The 19,155-nt window shown below is 72.7% G+C and carries 21 protein-coding genes; 7 read left to right on the top strand and 14 right to left on the bottom strand.

The features are described 5' to 3' along the window. Positions 1-195: 195 nt before the first annotated feature. The 3 genes from C4U03_RS11465 (at position 196) to C4U03_RS11455 (ending at position 2,263) form a co-directional block, all read left to right on the top strand. A complete protein-coding gene (locus C4U03_RS11465; protein WP_103937708.1) occupies positions 196-870 on the top strand; it encodes a sigma-70 family RNA polymerase sigma factor in 675 nt (224 codons plus the stop codon). A 97-nt stretch (positions 871-967) separates the two neighbouring features. Then, complete coding sequence (locus C4U03_RS11460; RefSeq protein ID WP_103937707.1) at positions 968-1,222, top strand: hypothetical protein; 255 nt, start codon at positions 968-970, stop codon at positions 1,220-1,222. 171 nt (positions 1,223-1,393) lie between these two features. Further along, complete coding sequence (locus C4U03_RS11455) at positions 1,394-2,263, top strand: HAD family hydrolase (RefSeq protein ID WP_103937706.1); 870 nt, start codon at positions 1,394-1,396, stop codon at positions 2,261-2,263. Between the two features lie 41 nt (positions 2,264-2,304). Here the strand turns inward: C4U03_RS11455 and C4U03_RS11450 are convergent, their stop codons facing one another. The 6 genes from C4U03_RS11450 to C4U03_RS11425 form a co-directional block, all read right to left on the bottom strand. Next, positions 2,305-3,228: a lysophospholipid acyltransferase family protein gene (locus C4U03_RS11450; protein ID WP_235017783.1), complete on the bottom strand. Its 924-nt coding sequence runs from the start codon at positions 3,226-3,228 to the stop codon at positions 2,305-2,307. Next, positions 3,225-4,325: an NAD-dependent epimerase/dehydratase family protein gene (locus C4U03_RS11445; RefSeq protein WP_103937705.1), complete on the bottom strand. Its 1,101-nt coding sequence runs from the start codon at positions 4,323-4,325 to the stop codon at positions 3,225-3,227. Before C4U03_RS11445 ends, C4U03_RS11450 begins: the two co-directional genes overlap by 4 nt. 46 nt (positions 4,326-4,371) lie before the next feature. After that, positions 4,372-4,470 (bottom strand): 30S ribosomal protein bS22, encoded by a 99-nt coding sequence (locus C4U03_RS11440; RefSeq protein ID WP_012854759.1) that lies wholly within the window; start codon positions 4,468-4,470, stop codon positions 4,372-4,374. Between the two features lie 370 nt (positions 4,471-4,840). Then, positions 4,841-5,044: a helix-turn-helix domain-containing protein gene (locus C4U03_RS11435; protein ID WP_026414196.1), complete on the bottom strand. Its 204-nt coding sequence runs from the start codon at positions 5,042-5,044 to the stop codon at positions 4,841-4,843. A gap of 109 nt (positions 5,045-5,153) precedes the next feature. After that, positions 5,154-5,996 (bottom strand): phosphatase, encoded by an 843-nt coding sequence (locus C4U03_RS11430; RefSeq protein ID WP_103937986.1) that lies wholly within the window; start codon positions 5,994-5,996, stop codon positions 5,154-5,156. Beyond that, positions 5,993-7,255 (bottom strand): acetoin utilization protein AcuC, encoded by a 1,263-nt coding sequence (locus C4U03_RS11425; RefSeq protein WP_103937704.1) that lies wholly within the window; start codon positions 7,253-7,255, stop codon positions 5,993-5,995. The genes C4U03_RS11430 and C4U03_RS11425 overlap by 4 nt, the downstream gene beginning before the upstream one ends. A 251-nt stretch (positions 7,256-7,506) precedes the next feature. On the opposite strand from C4U03_RS11425, the gene C4U03_RS11420 reads away from it, so the two are divergent. Beyond that, the gene (locus tag C4U03_RS11420; RefSeq protein WP_235017782.1) at positions 7,507-8,469 is read left to right on the top strand and encodes an alpha/beta hydrolase; all 963 of its coding nucleotides are present in this window, start codon (positions 7,507-7,509) and stop codon (positions 8,467-8,469) included. Positions 8,470-8,655: 186 nt separating this feature from the next. On the opposite strand, the gene C4U03_RS11415 is transcribed toward C4U03_RS11420, so the two are convergent. The 8 genes from C4U03_RS11415 to C4U03_RS11380 form a co-directional block, all read right to left on the bottom strand. Next, a complete protein-coding gene (locus tag C4U03_RS11415; protein ID WP_146087340.1) occupies positions 8,656-9,087 on the bottom strand; it encodes a hypothetical protein in 432 nt (143 codons plus the stop codon). Positions 9,088-9,160: 73 nt separating this feature from the next. After that, on the bottom strand, positions 9,161-9,955 hold the full coding sequence (gene proC / locus C4U03_RS11410) for a pyrroline-5-carboxylate reductase (protein WP_200827212.1): 795 nt from the start codon (positions 9,953-9,955) through the stop codon (positions 9,161-9,163). A 40-nt stretch (positions 9,956-9,995) separates the two neighbouring features. After that, complete coding sequence (locus C4U03_RS11405) at positions 9,996-10,916, bottom strand: proline dehydrogenase family protein (RefSeq protein WP_103937701.1); 921 nt, start codon at positions 10,914-10,916, stop codon at positions 9,996-9,998. A gap of 101 nt (positions 10,917-11,017) precedes the next feature. Then, positions 11,018-12,142 (bottom strand): LCP family protein, encoded by a 1,125-nt coding sequence (locus C4U03_RS11400; protein ID WP_235017780.1) that lies wholly within the window; start codon positions 12,140-12,142, stop codon positions 11,018-11,020. Between the two features lie 102 nt (positions 12,143-12,244). Next, positions 12,245-12,979 (bottom strand): ABC transporter permease, encoded by a 735-nt coding sequence (locus C4U03_RS11395; protein WP_103937699.1) that lies wholly within the window; start codon positions 12,977-12,979, stop codon positions 12,245-12,247. Continuing rightward, positions 12,976-13,725, bottom strand: coding sequence for an ABC transporter ATP-binding protein (locus C4U03_RS11390; protein WP_235017779.1), 750 nt, complete (start codon positions 13,723-13,725; stop codon positions 12,976-12,978). Before C4U03_RS11390 ends, C4U03_RS11395 begins: the two co-directional genes overlap by 4 nt. Before the next feature lie 128 nt (positions 13,726-13,853). Then, positions 13,854-14,456, bottom strand: a complete 603-nt coding sequence (locus C4U03_RS11385; protein ID WP_103937698.1) for a TetR/AcrR family transcriptional regulator — start codon at positions 14,454-14,456, stop codon at positions 13,854-13,856. Then, on the bottom strand, positions 14,456-15,340 hold the full coding sequence (locus C4U03_RS11380; RefSeq protein WP_235017778.1) for a sugar phosphate isomerase/epimerase family protein: 885 nt from the start codon (positions 15,338-15,340) through the stop codon (positions 14,456-14,458). The genes C4U03_RS11385 and C4U03_RS11380 overlap by 1 nt, the downstream gene beginning before the upstream one ends. 266 nt (positions 15,341-15,606) lie before the next feature. Between C4U03_RS11380 and C4U03_RS11375 the strand changes: the two genes are divergently transcribed. The 3 genes from C4U03_RS11375 (at position 15,607) to disA (ending at position 18,946) form a co-directional block, all read left to right on the top strand. Continuing rightward, the gene (locus tag C4U03_RS11375; RefSeq protein ID WP_103937696.1) at positions 15,607-16,305 is read left to right on the top strand and encodes a class I SAM-dependent methyltransferase; all 699 of its coding nucleotides are present in this window, start codon (positions 15,607-15,609) and stop codon (positions 16,303-16,305) included. 32 nt (positions 16,306-16,337) lie between these two features. Continuing rightward, positions 16,338-17,744, top strand: coding sequence for a DNA repair protein RadA (gene radA / locus C4U03_RS11370; protein ID WP_103937695.1), 1,407 nt, complete (start codon positions 16,338-16,340; stop codon positions 17,742-17,744). 116 nt (positions 17,745-17,860) lie between these two features. After that, positions 17,861-18,946 (top strand): DNA integrity scanning diadenylate cyclase DisA, encoded by a 1,086-nt coding sequence (gene disA, locus C4U03_RS11365; RefSeq protein WP_200827196.1) that lies wholly within the window; start codon positions 17,861-17,863, stop codon positions 18,944-18,946. The last annotated feature ends 209 nt before the right edge of the window (positions 18,947-19,155 follow it).

Here is a 19,155-nt window from a genome sequence, read left to right as displayed (position 1 = left end):
GGTGCCCGATCCAGGGGGGTACCGCGTACCGGCGCGGTGCGCACCGGCCGCGCCCCCCGCACCCGGCGGGCGTCTGACGGGCGAAATCCGCCATCGAAGAGCCATACCCACCGGGACGACATCATTGCCTCCGTACCCGCCGGTATCTAGAGTGGCCATTCCTGCCGGAGGTCGCATCTGCCCGAGGAGAACTGCATGCGCAGCGTGCCCCTCGAAATCCCACCCCCCGCGATCTCCTGGCCGTCCCCGCTGATCGGCGCGCTCCCGCGCCGCCGCGTCGGCCGGCCGGCCACCCCCGGCACCGCCGACGACGAGATCAAGGCCCTGGTCCTGCGCGCCCGCGACGGCGAGGCCGACGCGTTCGGCGCCCTCTACGACCACTACGTGGAACTGGTCTACCGGTACGTCTACTACCGGGTCGGGTCGCATCCGCTCGCCGAGGACCTGACCAGCGAGACCTTCCTGCGGGCGCTGCGCCGGATCGGCGACTTCAGCTGGCAGGGCAAGGACTTCGGCGCCTGGCTGGTCACCATCGCCCGCAACCTGGTGGCCGACCACTTCAAGTCCAGCCGGTTCCGGCTGGAGGTCTGCACCGCCGAGTTGCTGGAGCCGGAGGGCGCCGGGCCCGACCGCAGCGCCGAGGACCCCGAACGGCGGGTGCTGGAGGCCATGACCAACCGGGCGCTGCTGGCGGCGATCCGGCGGCTGAACTCCGAGCAGCAGGAGTGCGTGGTGCTGCGGTTCCTGCACGGGCTGTCGGTGGCCGAGACCGCGCTGATCATGGGCAAGAAGACCGGCGCCATCAAGGCCCTGCAGTACCGGGCGGTCCGCTCGCTGGGTCGGATGCTCCCCCGGGACCTGCGCACCTGACCCGCCTCCGGACACCCCGAACCCCGTTCGATCCCCACCCGTAACCCGGGCGGCCCCACGCTCGTTCTTGCGGGCAAGCGAGCAGGAGGGAGCCGACATGAGGTGCAGGCTCCGCCACCGCCGGGACGCCGTGGACCCGCTCTCCCGGCTGCCCGCCGCCCGGGTGGCTCCCGACCCGGCCTTCCGGGCGGCCCTCCGGGAACGGCTGGTGTCCACCGCCCCCTGCCGGTCCCCCGGCGGGCCCGTACGCGCCCCAGAGCGGCGACGCCGGGCGTTCCGCCGCCCGGGGGTGTTCGGTGGCCTGATGATCGCGGTGGTGCTGCTGTGCGCGCACCTGGCGGCCTGCGGGTAGGAGGGGGCCGGGCGGTCGGTCGTCCCAGCCGGAGCCCCGCGACACGCCGAACCCGATCATCGCGGCCCGCTCGCCGACGGACCGTGATGACCTGGTCGACGGCGGGTGAGCGGCAGCGCGTTCGGGGACCGAACGCACGGCGCGCCGATCTACGTTGATTAGGCTTCGGGCATGCGGCGATTCTGGCGGCGCACCGAAACGGATCATGTGAGCGCGGGCGAGGTGGCCGCCGCGGCGGCCGAGCCGCACGCGCTCAGGCCCGAGCCGGACCCCACGGCAGCGGCCTTCTTCGACGTGGACAACACCATGATGCGCGGTGCGTCCATCTACTACTTCGCCCGCGGCCTGGCCGCCCGCAAGCTGTTCACCATGCGCGACCTGGCCATGTTCGCCTGGGGGCAGGCCCTGTTCCGGGTGCGCGGCACCGAGAACGCCGAGCACATCGGCACCGCCAAGGAGGCGGCGCTGGCCTTCGTGGCCGGGCAGAAGGTCGAGGACCTGGTCCGGCTCAGCGAGGAGATCTACGACGAGGTCATGGCCGACCGGATCTGGCACGGCACCCGGGCGCTGGCCCTGCAGCACCTGGACGCCGGCCAGCAGGTCTGGCTGGTCACCGCCACCCCCGTGGAGGTGGCGCGGGTCATCGCCCACCGGCTGGGCCTGACCGGGGCGCTGGGCACCGTCGCCGAGACCAAGGACGGCGTCTACACCGGGCGACTGGTCGGCAACCTGCTGCACGGCCCGGCCAAGGCCGAGGCGGTGCGGGCGCTGGCCCAGCGGGAGGGCCTGGACCTGGCCCGCTGCTCGGCCTACAGCGACTCGGTGAACGACCTGCCGATGCTGGGCACCGTCGGCCACCCGCACGCCGTCAACCCCGACTCGGCGCTGCGCGAGCACGCCAAGGCCAACCGGTGGCCCGTCCACGACTTCCGCACCGGCCGCAAGGTGACGATGGTCGCCCTGCCCGCCGCGGCCGGCGCCGGCGCCCTGGCCGGCGGCGTCGCCGCGGGCATAGCCCTGCGCCGCCACTACCGCGCCTGAGCCGGCCGCGGCTTCGCGGACGGGCGCGGCTCGGCAGGGTGTCAGAACGCGGGGCCGCGTTCCAGGAGGGTGTCGTAGAGCGTCTGCTGGATGGTCTCGCGGACGTGGTCGGTGAGATTGAACACCGTCATCGGGTCGTCGGCGTCCTCGGGGCCGTAACCGTCCATCGGCATCGGCTCGCCGAAGCGGATCAGCCACTTGGACGGCAGCGGCACCAGCCCCAGCACCCCCAGCAGCGGGAACGTCGGGGTGATCGGGAAGTACGGCAGGCCCAGCAGCCGGGCCAGCGCGCGCAGGTCGGCGATCTTGGGATAGATCTCCTCGGCGCCGACGATCGCGCACGGCACGATCGGCGCCCCGGCGCGCAGCGCGGTCTCCACGAAGCCGCCGCGGCCGAAGCGCTGCAGCCGGTAGCGCTCCCGGAACGGCTTGCCGACCCCCTTGAAGCCCTCGGGGAAGACCCCGACGAGCTCGCCCTTGCCGAGCAGGCGGGCGGCGTCGGCCGGATGGGCCAGGGTGTGGCCGGCCTTGCGGGACAGGTGGCCGAGCACCGGCACCTGGTAGACCAGGTCGGCGCCCAGCAGCCGCAGGTCGCGCCCGACGTGGTCGTGCACGGCGACCTGGAGCATCAGGCCGTCGATCGGCAGTGTCCCGGAGTGGTTGGCGACGATCAGCGCGCAGCCGTCGGCCGGGACGTTCTCCAGGCCCCGCAGCTCGACCCGGAACCAGTGCTCGTAGAGCGCGCGGGCGAGCGGCAGCAGGACGCCGGCGGCCAGTTCGGGGTCGTAGCCGAACTCGTCGACCTCGTAGTCGCCGGCCAGCCGGCGGCGCAGGAACGACAGCCCCGCGGCGAGCCGGTCCTCCAGCGAGCCGTTCCCGGGCGGCGGCTCGCCCGCCCCGGTGTTGAGCGGGATGACCGGGGCCATCGGCTGCTCCTCGGCGAACTCGCCGAACCCGTGCTTCATCGCCCGGCCCCGTTCTCGTGCGGGGCGGCCCGCGGGCCGCCGAAGCGGGGACCGGACCGCCCGTGGCTCGTGGTGGCCGGGCTCCGGCCGCCCAGCGCGCCGACGAGCCGGTCGAAGACCTCCAGCGAGGGGTTGTGCCCGCCCCCGGCGGCCCGTACGAAGTCGGTGAACGCCGACTCGGCCGAGTGCTCGGGACGCCAGCGCAGCTCGGCCGCCAGCTTCGAGCAGTCGATCACCCGGCCGTACATCAACCAGCGCAGCAGTTCCGGGGAGAATCCCGACAGCCCGGCGAACCGCCGGCCGAGGTCGCCGAACACCTGCATCGACGCCTCCGGCACCGGCACCGACGGCCGGCCCGCCCGGCGCAGCGCCTGCGACAGCAGCAGCACGCCGTCCCCGGCGACGTTGTAGCAGCCGGGATGGTCCTCGACCGTCATCCGGCGCACCACCTCGGCCCCGTCGCCGGAGTGGATGAACTGCAACCTGGGGTCGAAGCCCAGCACGGTCGGCACCACGGGCATCCGCAGGTACCGGGTGAGGGGGGAGTCCACGTCCGGACCCAGGAAGTTGGCGAACCGCAGCACCGAGACCGTCAGGTCCGAGCGGCGCCGCAGCAGCCCCCGGACGTAGCCCTCCACCTCCGTCACGTCCTTGGCGTACCCGGAGGAGGGCGCCTCCATCGGCTCGTCGGTCTCGGCGAAGACCGCCGGATCGCGCGGCGAGGAACCGTACACCGCGGCCGACGAGCGCACCACCAGCTTGCGCATGTCGGGTGAGCGCTGGCAGGCCGCCAGCAGCTGCATCGTCCCGATGACGTTGAGTTCCTTCATCTTCGGCCGCGGGCCGATCTGGGAGGTCACCAGGTTGAGGTGGACCACCGTGTCGACCCGCTCCGAAGAGATCACCTTGGCGATGCCGGGCGTGCGGATGTCGACGCGCACGAACTCGGTGCGCCCGAGCGGCGTCGTCGGGGGGACCGTGTCCACGCCGATGACCCGGTCGATGCCGGGTTCGGCCTGCAGGGCGCCCGCCACACGGGCCCCCAGGAACCTGGACACCCCCGTGACGAGGACGACACGGGCGGTGGCGGAGGGCATAGCGGACACAGTGCACCCCACCCTTCGGCTACGTGGCCGGTTCGTTCTACTTCTTGTTGCGGCGCTGAACGCGAGTCTTCTTGAGCAGCTTGCGGTGCTTCTTCTTGGCCATCCGCTTACGACGCTTCTTGATGACAGAGCCCACGTGACCTCACTCGTCCGGGTGATGTGCAGGAGACGGACCCAGGGCGCACAGCGGCGAAGGCGTTGGCGCACGGGCCGAAGGTCAAGAGTACCGCTGCCCGGCCATATGGCATGCCGCCACCCGCCCACCACCCGCCCCACGAGGCGGGCGGTGGCCGGTTGTCCCGGCGTGCCGGACATCGGACGGCCGGCCGCCGTGACACCGGCCGTCCGGGCGGGGGCGCCGGTCGCCCGGCCGGCCCCCGCCGGTCTCGTCCCGTCGGACCCGATGGCCCACCATCGGGTCCTCCTGTCCGTGGCCCCCGTGCCGCCGACCACCGCACGACCCGGATACCGGTCCCGCGAAGCTTCATGAGCCCCGCGGTACCCGGCTATCCCGCTTCTATGAACGCGTCGCGCAGATAGTCGTGTACTGCCTGCTCGGGTACCCGGAACGAGCGGCCCACGCGTATCGCGGGCAGCTCTCCGGAGTGGACGAGGCGGTAAACGGTCATCTTGGACACCCGCATCACCGCCGCCACTTCGGCCACTGTCAGGAACCTGACCTCACTGAGAGGTCTCTCGCCTGAGCTCATCGGACGCCCTCTTCCACACGTGCCGCGCACCGGCCCTTCAGGTGACTTTGATCACGCACGTGTTCTTCCCCCAGCGTAAATCGTGCAACCACAGTCGCAAGAGGGGAGTTCAGGCAATCAGGCCCGCATGGGACATCAGGTACGCCGTCAGCGGCGCGTAGTACGCCGGGAGCACGCCGTCGTCAAGCGGCACGGTGACCAGAATCCGCCCCTCCACCTCCCCCGCGAACAGGGCGGGGTCATTGCAGTCCGCGAACCCGACGGTGTCGATCCCGGCCTGTCCGGCCGCGCCGGCCCAGCCGTGGTCGGCGATGGCCAGATCCGGCCAATTTTTGGAATCTCCTGCGGAGGACCCGTCCAGGGCGGTGGGATTCGCCGCCAACTCGGCAAGCATCGCCTCCATGGGGAACGCGTCGTGCGTGTGGTGCGCGCGCCCATCATCGCCGTCCAGCGCGGCGACCATGCCCTCGTGGTAGCGGATCTGGCGGCGCTGCGACGCGCCCGCACCCACCTCTGCCTGGTAGGCCCAGCCCGCCGCCGGGGTGAGCACGGTGCACCCCCGCTCGCGCAGCGCCTGGCCCACCGCCAGGTAGATCGGCATCAGCGTCGCGGGGTGCCCAGTGGCCAGCACCACCCGTTCGCGGCGCCGCGCCGCCTGGCCGATCCGCTCGGCCATGCGCTCCAGCGCGCCGATGGTCTTGTCCGGGTCGATGGTGTCGTCCCCGTACAGGTGCGCGCGGTCCGGGACGACCCCGCACAGCTCGACCATCATCTCCAGCACGTCCCGCTCGGTCCACTGCCGCTTGAGGTCCAGGCCGAACCGGTAGTACGGGTTGCCGGCGGCCATCCGCCGGTAGTGCAGCAGGTTGTTCTGCCGGGGTGTGGCCACCTCGCCGGCGATCATCCTGTGGACCAGGTGCTCGCGCAGTTCCTCCCGCGTCGGAACGGTCAGGGCTCGGTCAGCGGATCCAGCCCGTGCTCCGGGAAGACCGCCCGGCGGGTCGCCCTGATCGCCTGGTCCACTGGATTGGCCGGATCGAAGCCGCTCCCCCACGTGTGCACCTCCACGGTGTCGGCGCCGCCGGCTCGGTCCTGCGGCGCGTCGGTCATCTGGCGCGGCGGCTCGCCCATTACGCCGCCCGAACCCACCTCCCGCGTCCGCCGCTTGGCGAACTCACGCCAGGGCTCCGGAGTGGCCAGGCGCGGATCCAGCGGCCGGCCCGCCGCCTCGGCGAGCAGGTGCGTCCAGGCGCGCGGTACCACCTGGACGAGCTCGTAGCCGCCGCCTCCGGTGACGATCCAGCGTCCGCCCGCCGTCTCGTGCGCCAGCCGGTGCAGCGCGGCGTAGGCGGTCCGCTGGCCGTCCACGGTCAGCATCAGGTGGGCCAGCGGGTCCAGGGTGTGGCTGTCGCAGCCGTGCTGGGTGAGCAGAACCTGCGGCTTGAAGGCGCGCAGCAGCGGCGGCACCACGGAGTGGAAGGCCCGCAGCCAGGCGGCGTCCCCGGTGCCGGGCGGCAGCGCCACGTTGACCGCCGTGCCCCTGGCCTCGCCGGAACCGGTCTCCTGCGGAAAACCGGTGCCCGGGAACAGCGTGCGCGGCGTCTCGTGCAGGCTGATGGTCAGCACCCGCGGGTCGTTGTAGAAGGCCGTCTGGACACCGTCGCCGTGATGCACGTCCACGTCCACGTAGGCCACCCGTTCGGCGCCGTGCTCCAGCAGCCAGGCGATCGCGATGGCCGGGTCGTCGTACACGCAGAAGCCGCTGGCCGCCGCACGCATCGCGTGGTGCAGCCCGCCGGCGATGTTGGCGGCGTGCGCGCAGCGGCCGGTCCACACCGCCTCGGCCGCCGCCACGGACGCCCCGGTGACCAGCGCGGACGCCTCGTGCATGCCGAGGAACACCGGGTTGTCGGGAGTGCCGAGGCCGTGCCGCGGCTCGGGCAGCCCGGTCGCGCCCGCGTGCCGCACGGCGGCGATGTAGGCGGGGTCGTGGATCAGCTCCAGCAGCACGTCACCGGCGGTCTCGAACGCGGCGACCTCGACGTTGGCATGGTCCAGCACCCCGTACTCGCGGGCCAGCGCCATGGTCAGCTCCACCCGGACGGGGTTCATCGGATGGGTGGGGCCGAAGTCGTAGGAGGTGAGCCTGTCGTCCCACAGGACCCGGAGATCGCAGGGGCCCGGACGGTCGGAGGGCGCGGCGCTGCTCATGCCCTCACGCTATCGTCCTGCGCCGATCGCGTACCCGGTCAAGGGGACGAAGAAGTTCCGAAGAGGTTCGAACGTGAATTATCCGCAAATCCGGGCATCTAGTTAACACGCAGGAAACATAGTCATGTGGGGTGCCGATGGAACCGAGGAAACCGGAACCTTCGGCGGCGTACCGGCCCGGCGGGGCCGTCGCCACCGACACGGTCGCGCTGAAGGCAGCGCTTGGATCACCGACGGACCGGCGCCCCAGCATGCAGAGCGCCGTGATCTCCCGCGCGCTGCGGTTCGGGCTGCGGCCCATCGTGCACCGGCTGCCCGGCCATCCGATGGGCATCCGCACCGCCCGCACCGCCGTGGAGGCGGCCTCCCTGCTGGTCGGCCAGCACCCTCGGACCCGGATCGAGGGCGTGCACGCCCCGCTGGAGGGCCCCGGCGGCACCCGCCACCTGGCGGGCGAGATGCTCGTCCCCGAGAAGGGGCGGGTCACCGACGCCGCCGTCCTGTACCTGCACGGCGGCGGCTACATCATCTGCTCGCCGCGCAGCCACCGGCCGATCACCTCTCGGCTGGCTGTCGAGACCGGGCTGCCGGTGTTCGTGCCGCACTACCGGCTGGCGCCCGAGCACCCGTTCCCCGCGCCGCTGGAGGACGCCCTCGACGCCTACCGGTGGCTGATGAACGAGGGCTACCCGGCGTCCCGCATCGTGATCGCCGGAGACTCGGCGGGCGGCCATCTGGCCGCGTCGCTGACCGGCGAGATCTGCCGCACCAAGCTGCCGACCCCGGCCGGGCTGGTGCTCTACTCGCCGTGGGTCGACCTGACCTGCGAGCTGTCGACCGAGTGCGACCAGCGCACCCGCGACGCCTACATCAGCGCCCACACCGCCCGCCGGATCGGCCAGCTGGTGATGGGCCAGGCCGAGCTGGCCGACCCCCGGCTGGCGCTGCTGGAGTGCTCGTGGACCGGGGTGCCGCCGGTGCTGATCCAGGTCGGTGGCGCCGAGATGCTCCGCCCGGAGGCCGAGCGCCTGGCCGAGGCCCTGACCGAGGCGGGCGCCGACTGCCGCCTGCAGGTCTGGCAGGGCCAGATCCACGTCTTCCAGTTGCTCAACCGGGTCCTGCCCGAGGCCCGCGCGGCGATGAGGGAGAGCGCCCGCTTCATCACGTCCGTCATCGACGGCTTTCCCGCAGCGGGCTCCGGCGCGGTCGCCTGAGCCCGCGTCTCCGGCGGCGGCCCAAAATCCGGCTCGGAGTCCGGCTCGGAGTCCGGCTCGGACGCCACTCGCCGCCGCGGTCGCCCGGGCCCTGCCGGGCGTCCGCGCACGTTGAGCCCCGCCAAGGGGGCGCGTACGCCCGAGTCCCGCCGAGGCCGCACGTGGACCCTTGGGCGACCCCGGTCGTCAGAAGGCGCCCGCCCGGTCGGGGGCCCCGGACGGGGAGCGGTCGTCGGAACGCGCCGGCAGCAGCATCCCGGCGAGCGCCGCGAGCGCCGCCACACCCTCGCCGACCAGGCTGATCGTCTTCTCGGTGTACCAGGCCGGGTCGTACATCTGCGGCAGCGGCCCGAGCGGGCCCACGTCGACGTAGTAGTACAGCAGCAGGGCGCCGACCGCGCTGGCCGCCACCAGGAACGCGACCGCGTACGTCCACCGCCGCGCCCACACCACCACCAGCACCGCCGCGATCGCGGCGAGGATCGCCTGGGCGCGGAACAGGTCGTCCCCGGCGATGCTCCCGCCTTCGACGAACGCCATGTCCGACGCGAACACCCAGTGGACGACCGCGTCGGCGGCCAGCCCGGCGGCCACGAGCACTCGAAGCAGAATTCCCATGCCCTTAACACGGACACAGAACCCGCTCCGGATCAACCGGAACGCCGGGGATTTGCGGGCGGAGTCCCCGCCGTCAGCCTTCGGCCAGCTCACGGCCGCGGTTACGGGCCGCCTCAATGGCCTCGATGACCGCCGCCCGCACCCCGTGCCGCTCCAGCTCGCGGATGGCGGCGATGGTCGTCCCGCCCGGCGAGGTGACCGCCTCGCGCAGCAGCACCGGGTGCTCGCCGGAGTCGCGCAGCATGACCGCCGCCCCGACCGCCGACTGGATCACCATCTCCAGCGCGGCGGCGCGCGGCATGCCCAGCAGGATGCCCGCGTCCACCATCGCCTCGACCAGGTAGTAGAAGTAGGCCGGCCCGCTGCCCGACAGCGCGGTCGCCCCGTCCTGCAGCGACTCGGGAATGCGCAGCACCCGGCCGACCGGGGACAGCAGCTCCTCGGCCACCCGCAGGTGCTCCTCGGCGGCGTGCGAGCCCGCCGACACCACGCTCATCGCCTCGTCCACGTGCACCGGCGTGTTGGACATGACCCGCACCACCGGCAGCCCGGCGGGCAGCCGCTCCTCGATGAACCCGGTCGTGATGCCCGCCGCCATCGAGATCACCAGCCGGCCGGCCGGGACGTGCGGGTGCAGCTCCCCCAGCAGGGTGCCCATGTCCTGGGGCTTGACCGACAGGATCAGGGTGTCGGCCCGCTTGGCGGCCTCGGCGTTGGTGACGACCTCGACCCCGTACCGCTCGCGCAGCAGGGCGCCGCGCTCCTCGCGGCGGGTGGTCACCAGCAGCTCGGCGGGACGGCGGCCGGCCCGCAGCACGCCCGACAGCAGCGCCTCGCCCATCTTGCCGGCACCGAGAATCGCGATCAGTTTGCCCACGACGTCCAGCCTAGCGAGGCGCCCGGCGGGCTCATGACCTGGTCGCGAACGAGCGCAGCACGAAGGCCAGGTTGGCGGGGCGCTCGGCCATCCGCCGCATCGCGTAGCCGTACCACTGCCCGCCGTAGGGGACGTACACCCGTACCTGCGCGCCGAGACCGACCAGGCGGCGCTGCTCGGCGGGGCGGATCCCGTACAGCATCTGGTACTCGAAGTCGCCGGGGGCGCGGTCGTGGAGCACGGCCAGCGCGCCCGCGATCTCGATGAGGCGCGGGTCGTGGGTGGCCAGCATGGGGTGGCCCTGGCCCGCCATGAGCACCCTCATGCAGCGCACGTAGGACTTGTCGACCTCCTCCTTGGAGGAGAAGGCGACGTCCTCAGGGGCGGCGTAGGCGCCCTTGCATAGGCGTACCCGGGATCCCTGGTACGCCAGGTCGGCGCAGTACTGCTCCGCACGGCGCAGGTAGGACTGGATGACCGCGCCCGTGCTGGGGTAGTCGCGCCTGAGCTCACCGAGGATCCGCAGGGTGGAGTCGACCGTGGTGTGGTCCTCCATGTCCAGGGTCACCGTGGTGCCGGCCGCCTTGGCCGCCGCGCAGATACGGCGGGCGTTCTCGACGGCGAGGTCCTCGTCGAGGGCCTGGCCCACCGCCGACAGCTTCACCGAGGCCTCGGCCCGGGTGCCGAGCCCGGCGGCGGAGATCCGCTCCAGCAGCGCCAGGTAGTTCTCCACGACCGCCTTGGCCTGGCCCGCGTCGGTGGTGTCCTCGCCGAGGTGGTCCAGCGTGACCGACAGCCCATCACCGATGAGCCGCTGCGTGACCTCCAGCGCGTCGTCCACCGTCTCCCCCGCGATGAACCGGCGCACCGCCCCCCGGGAAAAAGGGGCGGTCTCCACCGCCTTACGGACGCCATCGCTGCGGGAAGCGGCCAGCAGGACCTGACGAAGCACGGTGCAACCCCTTTTCCGACGGGACCGCGCCGTCCCGCCACGTCCAGGTTATGCGGGTACCGAAAGGCACCTCCGCGGGCTCATGGGGCCCTGGGGACGCCTCAGGAGACCTTGCCGACGCTGTTGGCGCCGCCGTGCTCCTTGACGTACTCGGCCACCTCGGCGCCGCGCACGGCCTCGTACAGGAGCTTGGCCTTGGCGTCGTCCAGCAGCACCACGCTCTGCCGGCCGCGCGCCGCAGGGCCCTTGTTGGGGACGGTCATGAAGGTGATGTCCGAGCCGCGCACGTTGCGCATGCTCAGCGCCAGCGACCGCAGGTCGCCCGCGGACACCGACTCGTCCACGCTGATCGACTTGGTGAACGCCGACAGGAACCGGTCGAGCTTGAGTGGGTTGGTGACCGTCCCGCCCTCGGCGGCCTTCTGGGTGACGGCCCGCAGGAACGCCTGCTGGCGCTTGATCCGGTCGAAGTCGCCGTTGGGCAGGTTGTAGCGCTGCCGGACGAACAGCAGCGCCTTGTCGCCGTCCAGATGGTTCTTGCCGGCCTGCCAGGTGATGTTGTTCTTCGGGTCGCTGACGGTCTCGGCGATGTGCACGTCCACCCCGCCGAGCGCGTCGGTCATGTCCTTGAAGCCGTTGAAGTCGATCGCGCCGAAGTGGTCGATGCGCACCCCGGTCAGCGACTCCACGGTCTGGATCAGCAGCGGCGGCCCGCCGTAGGAGAACGCCGCGTTGATCTTCTGGGTGCCGTAGCCGGGCACCGGCACCCACGAGTCGCGGGGGATGGAGATGACGTACGCCTTGTCCCGCTCGGCCGGCAGGTGCAGCAGCATCAGCGTGTCCGAGCGCTGCTGCCCCGGCTTCCACAGTTGCCCGCCCTCGCCGGTGGTGTGCGCCTCGACCCGGGTGTCGGAGCCCACCAGCAGCCAGTTCTCGGTGCCGACCACGTTGGGGCCGGGACGGGGGCCGGTCGGCATCGTGCCGGGCAGCCGGTCGATGTTGCCGTTGTAGGACGCCTGCCGCTGCCACAGCAGGCCGCCCAGGCCGAGCGCGATCAGCACCACGAAGACCAGCACCGCCAGCAGCACCCGGCGCCGCCGCTGCCTGCGCCGCGCCCGGGCCGCCTGCTCGGGCGGCTCGGCGATCGCGGTGCCCTCCCCGGTGTCGGGTCCGTCGCCGGACGGCCCGGCACTCGCGGAGGATTCTTGGGGGGACCGGGTGCTCATGGCGCGGAGTTTACAATCGGCGTCCCGCATATCAGCGCCCTTTGTACACACTCGACCTTTTTGCGACCTGCGTGCCGGTCCGCCGTTCAGGGGGTCCGCCGTTCAGGGGGTGCGGCGGCGGAGGGTGGCGGCGCCCAGCCCCAGGGCCAGCAGCGTGCAGCCGGCGATCACCGCGATGTCCGCCAGCAGCGTGCCGGTCACCCCGGACTCCTGGGTGACCTGCTGCATCGCCTCCACCGCGTACGACAGCGGCAGCACGGCGGAGATCGCCTCCAGCCAGCCCGCCATCTGGTCGCGCGGCACGAACAGCCCGCACAGCAGTGCCTGCGGCAGCACGAACGCGGGCATCAGCTGCACCGCCTGGAACTCCGTCCGGGCGAACGCGCTGGCCAGCAGCCCGAGCGCCACGCCGAGCAGCGCGCACAGCACCGCTGCCGCCACCAGCACGCCCACCGGGCCGGCCAGGTCCAGGTCCAGCCAGGTCAGCGAGAGGGCCAGCACCACGCCCACCTGCAGCAGCGACACCAGGCCGAACGCCAGCGCGTAGCCCAGCAGCAGGTCCAGCTTGCCCAGCGGCATCGTCATGAGCCGCTCCAGCGTGCCGCCGGAGCGCTCGCGCAGGGTGCCGACGCTGGTCACCACGAACATGATGATCAGCGGGAACACGCCCAGCAGCATGGGGCCCACCCGGTCGAACATCCCCGGCTGGTCGAGCACGTACCGCAGCAGGATCATCAGCAGGCTCGGCACCCCGACGATCAGCCCGACCGTCCGGTGGTCGTGCCTGAGCTGGCTCAGGATGCGCCGTGTCGTCGCCAGTGTCACGCCCACGCTCATGATGCCGCCTCCACGTGCTGCGAGATCAGCCGGAGGAAGACCTCCTCCAGGTCGTCGGCGCCGGTACGGGCGCGCAGCGCGTCGGGGGCGTCGTCGGCCAGGATCGCGCCCTCGCGCATCAGCAGCAGCCGCCGGCATCTGGCCGCCTCGTCCATGACATGGCTGGACACCAGCAGCGTGGTGCCCCCGGCGGCCAACTCGCCGAACAGCTCCCACAGTTCCTGCCGCAGCAGCGGGTCGAGCCCGACGGTGGGCTCGTCCAGGACGAGCAGCTCGGGGCGGCCGAGCAGGGCGACCGCAAGGCTGAGCCGGCTGAGCTGCCCGCCGGACAGCGTGGCGGCCACCTGGTCGCGGTGGCGGCCGAGGCCGACCTCGTCGATGACCCGCCGCACGTCGCCGCGCGGCGCGCCCAGCACCGAGGCGAAGTAGCGCAGGTTCTCGGTGACGGTGATGTCGGTGTACACGGCCGGGTTCTGCGTCGCGTAGCCGACCAGGCGGCGCAGCTCGGGATGACCGGCCGGGCGGCCCAGCACCGTGACGGTGCCGCCGCGGACGATCTGCACGCCCACGATCGCCCGGATCAGCGTGGTCTTGCCGCAGCCGCTGGGCCCCAGCAGCCCCACCACCGAACCGCGCGGTACGTCGAACCCGATCCCGCGCAGGACGTCCCGGCCGCCCCGCCGTACCCGCAAGTCGCGCACGCTCACCGCCGTCGGCGGGGGGTCCGCCGCAGTAGAATTCATCATGCGTTGAATTTAAGCGGACGCAAAGACGCCGTCAAGACACTCCTGGAGACACGCGGCGGCCACGGCACGGTGCGGTGCGGGACCGCCGCCCGGGATCCGGGGAACTCCGGCCGGACGGCCGGACGGGCTCAGCCCTCGTCGAAGTGACGCTGGAGGGTGGGCGCGAGCAACTCCACCAGCTCCTGCCGGGTGGCCGAGGCGATCGGCTCGACACCCAGCACGTACCGCAGCATGGCCACGCCGATCAGCTGGCCGACGGCGGCCTCGACCCGGATCGGCGCGATGCCGAACGCCTCGGTGACGGGCCCCAGCAGCGCGGCCGACACGAACTGCCGCATCATGGTCGCGACCTGCTCGTTCGTCATGGCCGAACGGAGCATCGCCAGCACCGGCACACGCCTGGCCGGGTCCTCCCAGATCTCCAGGAAGACCTCGGCCAGCGCCACGCCCAGCTCGTCCCGCGACCGGGTGCCCGCGACGCGCGACAGGATCGCCTGCGGGTCGATCGGGAAGCGCATGGCCTCGATGAAGACGCCCTGCTTGGTGCCGAAGAAATGGTGCACCAGCGCCGGGTCCACCCCCGCCTCACGGGCGATGCCGCGCAGCGAGGCGCCGTCGTAGCCCTTCTCGGCGAACAGCCGGCGGGCGCAGTCCAGAATCTTCTCCCGCGTCTCGGTGGGTCCGGGACGCCGCCCGGGCCGGCCGGGCCGGGTAGAGGCGTCGGCGGCCATCAGCCCATGCCCCGGCGGGACACCTCTCCGGCCGGGGTGACCTCCCAGGTGCGGTCGGCGGCGGCCAGGTGCAGCCGGGTGAACGCCAGCGCCTCGGCCAGGTCCTCCAGCCGCTCGCCCCGGCTCGCCGCCCGTCGGGTGTTGACCTCCAGCACGATGTGCCCGCCGAAGCCGTCCCCGGCCAGCTTCTCCAACATGGCGTCGCAGGGCTGGTTGCCCCGGCCGGGCACCAGATGCTCGTCCTTGTTGGTGACCCCGACGCCGTCGGCCAGATGGACGTGGCGCAGCCGGTCGCCGAGACCGGAGGCCATCTCCAGCGCGTCCGAGCCCGACACCGCGGTGTGCGACAGGTCCAGCGTCACGTAGGGGAAGTCCTGGTCGACGGGGTTCCAGTCGGGCAAGTACATGCCCACCTCGGCGCCGCGCGCCCGCACCGGGAACATGTTCTCCACCGCGAACACCACGTCGGTCTCGTCCTGCATGCGCGCCAGCCCCTCGACGAACTCCCGGGCGTACTCGCGCTGCCAGCGGAACGGCGGGTGGACGACCACCACCTCGGCGCCCAGTTCCTCGGCGACCTCCTTGGAGCGCACCAGCTTGCCCCACGGCTCGCGCCCCCACACCCGCTGGGTGAGCAGCAGGCAGGGCGCGTGGATCGACTTGATCGGCACCTGGTGGTAGTCCGACAGCCGGCGCAGCACGTTGAGGTCCTGCGAGGCGGCGTCGGTGGCGACCATGACCTCGACCCCGTCGTAGCCCAGCGCGGCGGCGATCTCGAAGGCGCTGGGCACCTTCTCCGGATAGACCGAGGCCGTCGACAGCGTCACCGGGGCGTCCGGCAGCCGCAGCCCCGCCGGTACCGCATCGTCGTGCCGCGCGGTCACCGCTGTCCCGCCTGAAGATCGCTCATTGGTCACCTCGTGAGCACCGGTCGGCCTCGCGCCGAATGGAACCCGGCCGGCCCGGCGCCGCATCGAACCCGGCCGGCCTCATGCCGCACGAAATCCGGTCGGCTCGGGCCGCGTCGGACGATGCCGCCCGCCGCACCGGCGCCGTGCAACGAAAAGCCTATGCGGTGTGTCGCGGATTCCGTCCGCCCGGTATAGCCGACCCGCGCGGCATCCTCCGGATACGGCTACCCTCGGCGACCGTGGCCGAGATCGCGGCGGGCGCCGTGCCCAGCCCCAATATTTGGAACTCCCCGCAGGTCTACGAGATCGAGAACCGCGCCGTGGACCCCGACGGGGTGCTGGAGTCGGCGCTGCGCCGGATCCGGCCGTGGGCCGGGGCGACCGTGCTGGACCTGGGCTGCGGCACCGGCTTCCACCTGCCGATGTTCGCCCGCGAGGCGTCCCGGGTGGTCGGGGTGGAGCCGCACGCGGGCCTGGCGGCGGCGGCCCGCCGGCGGGTGCGCGACTTGACGAACGTCACGGTGCGGGTGGGCGCCGCCCAGGCGATCCCGCTGCCGGACGCCTCGGTGGACGTGGTGCACGCGCGGTGGGCCTACTTCTTCGGGCCGGGCTGCGAGCCGGGGCTGGCCGAGCTGCGCCGGGTGGTGCGGCGCGGCGGCGCCGCCATGATCATCGACAACGACGCCACCCGCTCCACGTTCGGCGGCTGGTTCCGCCGCTGGCTGCCCTCCTACGACTCCGGGGCGGTGGAACGGTTCTGGGCGCGGCAGGGATTCGCCCGGGAGCCGCTGACGTTCCGCTGGTCGTTCGGCTCCCGGCAGGACCTGGCCGCGGTGCTGCGCATCGAGTTCCCGGCCGAACTGGCGGAGGCGTTCTTGGCCGAGCATCCCGGCCTGGAGGTCGACTACGCCGTCAACCTGTGGTGGCGCCGCTACTGAATCTGTCCCCGGCTGCCAATACCGTCTAGGTCATGGCGAAGGCGAAGACCCCCAAAGCGGCCTACCGCTGCTCCGAGTGCGGCTGGCAGACCTCCAAGTGGGTCGGGCGCTGCGGGGAGTGCCAGGCGTGGGGCACCGTGGGCGAGGCGGGGTCGGCCGCCCCGCCGCGCGTGGTCACCGCCGGCCCGGTCACCTCCCCGGCCCGGCCGATCGGCCAGGTGGACGTACAGTCGGCGCAGACCCGGCCGACCGGCCTGGACGAGCTGGACCGGGTGCTCGGCGGCGGCATGGTGCCCGGCGCGGTGCTGCTGCTGGCCGGCGAGCCCGGCATCGGCAAGTCCACCCTGCTGCTGGAGGTCGCCGCACTGGCCGCCGCGCGCACCCCCGTGCTGTACGTCACCGGCGAGGAGTCGGCCGAGCAGGTGCGGCTGCGCGCCGACCGGGTGGGCGCGGTCGCCGACGCGCTGTACCTGGCGGCCGAGACCGAGCTGTCGGCCCTGCTCGGGCACGTGGACGCCGTCGAGCCGAAGCTGCTGGTGGTCGACTCCATCCAGACCATCGGCGCCGCCGAGGTGGACGGCGCGCCCGGCGGCGTCACCCAGATCCGCGAGGTCACCGCCAACCTGATCCGGGTCGCCAAGGAGCGCGGCATCACCACCGTGCTGGTCGGCCACGTCACCAAGGACGGGGCGATCGCCGGCCCCCGGCTGCTGGAGCACCTGGTCGACGTGGTGCTGTACTTCGAGGGCGACCGGCACAGCCGGCTGCGCATGATCCGCGCCGTCAAGAACCGCTACGGCCCCACCGACGAGCTGGGCTGCTTCGACCTGTCGGAGGTCGGCATCGTGGGGCTGGCCGACCCCAGCGGGCTGTTCTTGACCCGCCGGGAGGAGCCGGTCCCGGGCACCTGCGTGACCGTCACCCTGGAGGGCCGCCGCCCGCTGGTCGCCGAGGTGCAGGCGCTGGTGGCCAAGTCGTTCCTGCCGGCCCCGCGCCGCGCCACCTCGGGGCTGGAGTCGGCACGGGTGGCGATGGTGCTGGCGGTGCTGGCCCGGCGTTGCCAGATCTCCATGCACGACCAGGACGTGTACGTCTCCACGGTCGGCGGGGTACGGCTGTCGGAGACCTCCGTGGACCTGGCCGTGGCGCTGGCCGTCGCCGGGTCCACCGTCGAGCAGGCGCTGTCGGGCAACGTCATCGCGCTGGGCGAGGTCGGCCTGGCCGGGGAGGTGCGCGCGGTGCCCGGCGTGCAGCGGCGACTGGCCGAGGCGGGCCGGCTGGGCTTCAAGGCCGCCGTGGTCCCCAAGGGCTCGCTGGAGCTCGGCGAGGACACGCCGCTGCGCCGGGCCGAGCTGCGGGCGATCAGCTACGAGGGCATGCGGGTCATGGAGGTCGACAGCCTCAACCAGGCGCTCCAGGTAGCCTTCACGGCGCCGTGACCGGCCACGTCACCTGTGAGTATTAGTTCACAGATCCGTGGTTCGGACCTGCGGAGGAGTCGATCACGGAAACGGCTCGGTAAACTGAGCGCCGTTCAGCGACCTCCGGGGGTCCAGTGGGAGTCATACACGACAAGGGTCATGACGAGAGGCGCCGCGCCACGCTGGCCGCGGTCGCACCCGGCACCGCGCTGCGCGACGGGCTCGAACGGATCCTGCGGGGCCACACCGGCGGCCTGATCGTCCTCGGCTACGACCCCGTCGTGGCGGAGCTGTGCTCAGGGGGCTTCGAGCTCGACGTGGAGTTCTCCGCCACTCGGCTGCGCGAGCTGGCCAAGATGGACGGCGCGATCGTGCTGGACATGGAGCGTTCACGGATCGTCCGGGCCGCCGTGCACCTGGTGCCCGACCCGACCATCCCCACCGAGGAGTCCGGCACCCGGCACCGCACCGCCGAGCGGGTGGCCAAGCAGTGCGGGTTCCCGGTGATCTCGGTCAGCCAGTCGATGCGGATCATCGCCCTCTACCTGGACGGCACCCGCTACGTGCTGGAGGACTCGGCGGCCATCCTGTCCAAGGCCAACCAGGCGCTGGCCACCCTGGAGCGCTACAAGCTCCGCCTCGACGAGGTCTCCGGCACCCTGTCCGCGCTGGAGATCGAGGACCTGGTCACCGTCCGCGACGTCACCTCGGTCGTACAGCGGCTGGAGATGGTCCGCCGCATCGCCGACGAGATCGAGGGCTACGTGGTCGAGTTGGGCACCGACGGCCGGCTGCTGTCGCTGCAGCTCGACGAGCTGGTCTCCGGGGTGGACGTGGACCGCGAGCTGATCGTCCGCGACTACCAGCCGCCGGAGACCCCCGCCCGGGTGGTCGGCGAGGTGCTGGACGCGCTGGACGCGCTGAGCGCCAACGAGCTGCTGGACCTGACCACGGTCGCCGAGGTGATGGGCTACTCGGGCCCGGACGCCCTGGACATCCCGGTCAGCCCCAAGGGCTACCGACTGCTGGCCAAGGTGCCCCGGCTGCCCGGCCTGATCGTGGAGGACCTGGTCGAGCACTTCGGCGGCCTGCAGAAGCTGCTGGCCGCCGGCATCGACGATCTGCAGTCGGTCGACGGCGTCGGCGAGTCCCGCGCCCGCAGCGTCCGCGAGGGCCTGTCCCGGCTGGCCGAGTCCTCGATCCTGGAACGCTACGTCTGACCGGGGACCGGGCACCGGCCCCGCGGCCGGCCACGTCCCCGCCCAGCCACGGGCCAGTCGCGAGCCGGTCGCGAGCCGGTCGCGGGCCGGTCGCGGGCCGGTCGCGGGCCGGTCGCGGGCCGGTCGCGGGCCGGTCGCGGGCCGGTCGCCGCGAGGACCGCATCGGCGGGGTGACCTTCCCGCGTCCCTGTCCGGCTGCGTCCCCGTCC

The sequence above is a fragment of the Thermomonospora echinospora genome, from assembly GCF_900108175.1.
GTDB classification, from domain to species: domain Bacteria; phylum Actinomycetota; class Actinomycetes; order Streptosporangiales; family Streptosporangiaceae; genus Thermomonospora; species Thermomonospora echinospora.
Note: the sequence above shows the minus strand (reverse complement) of the source record. Positions and strands in the feature narration are given on the sequence as shown.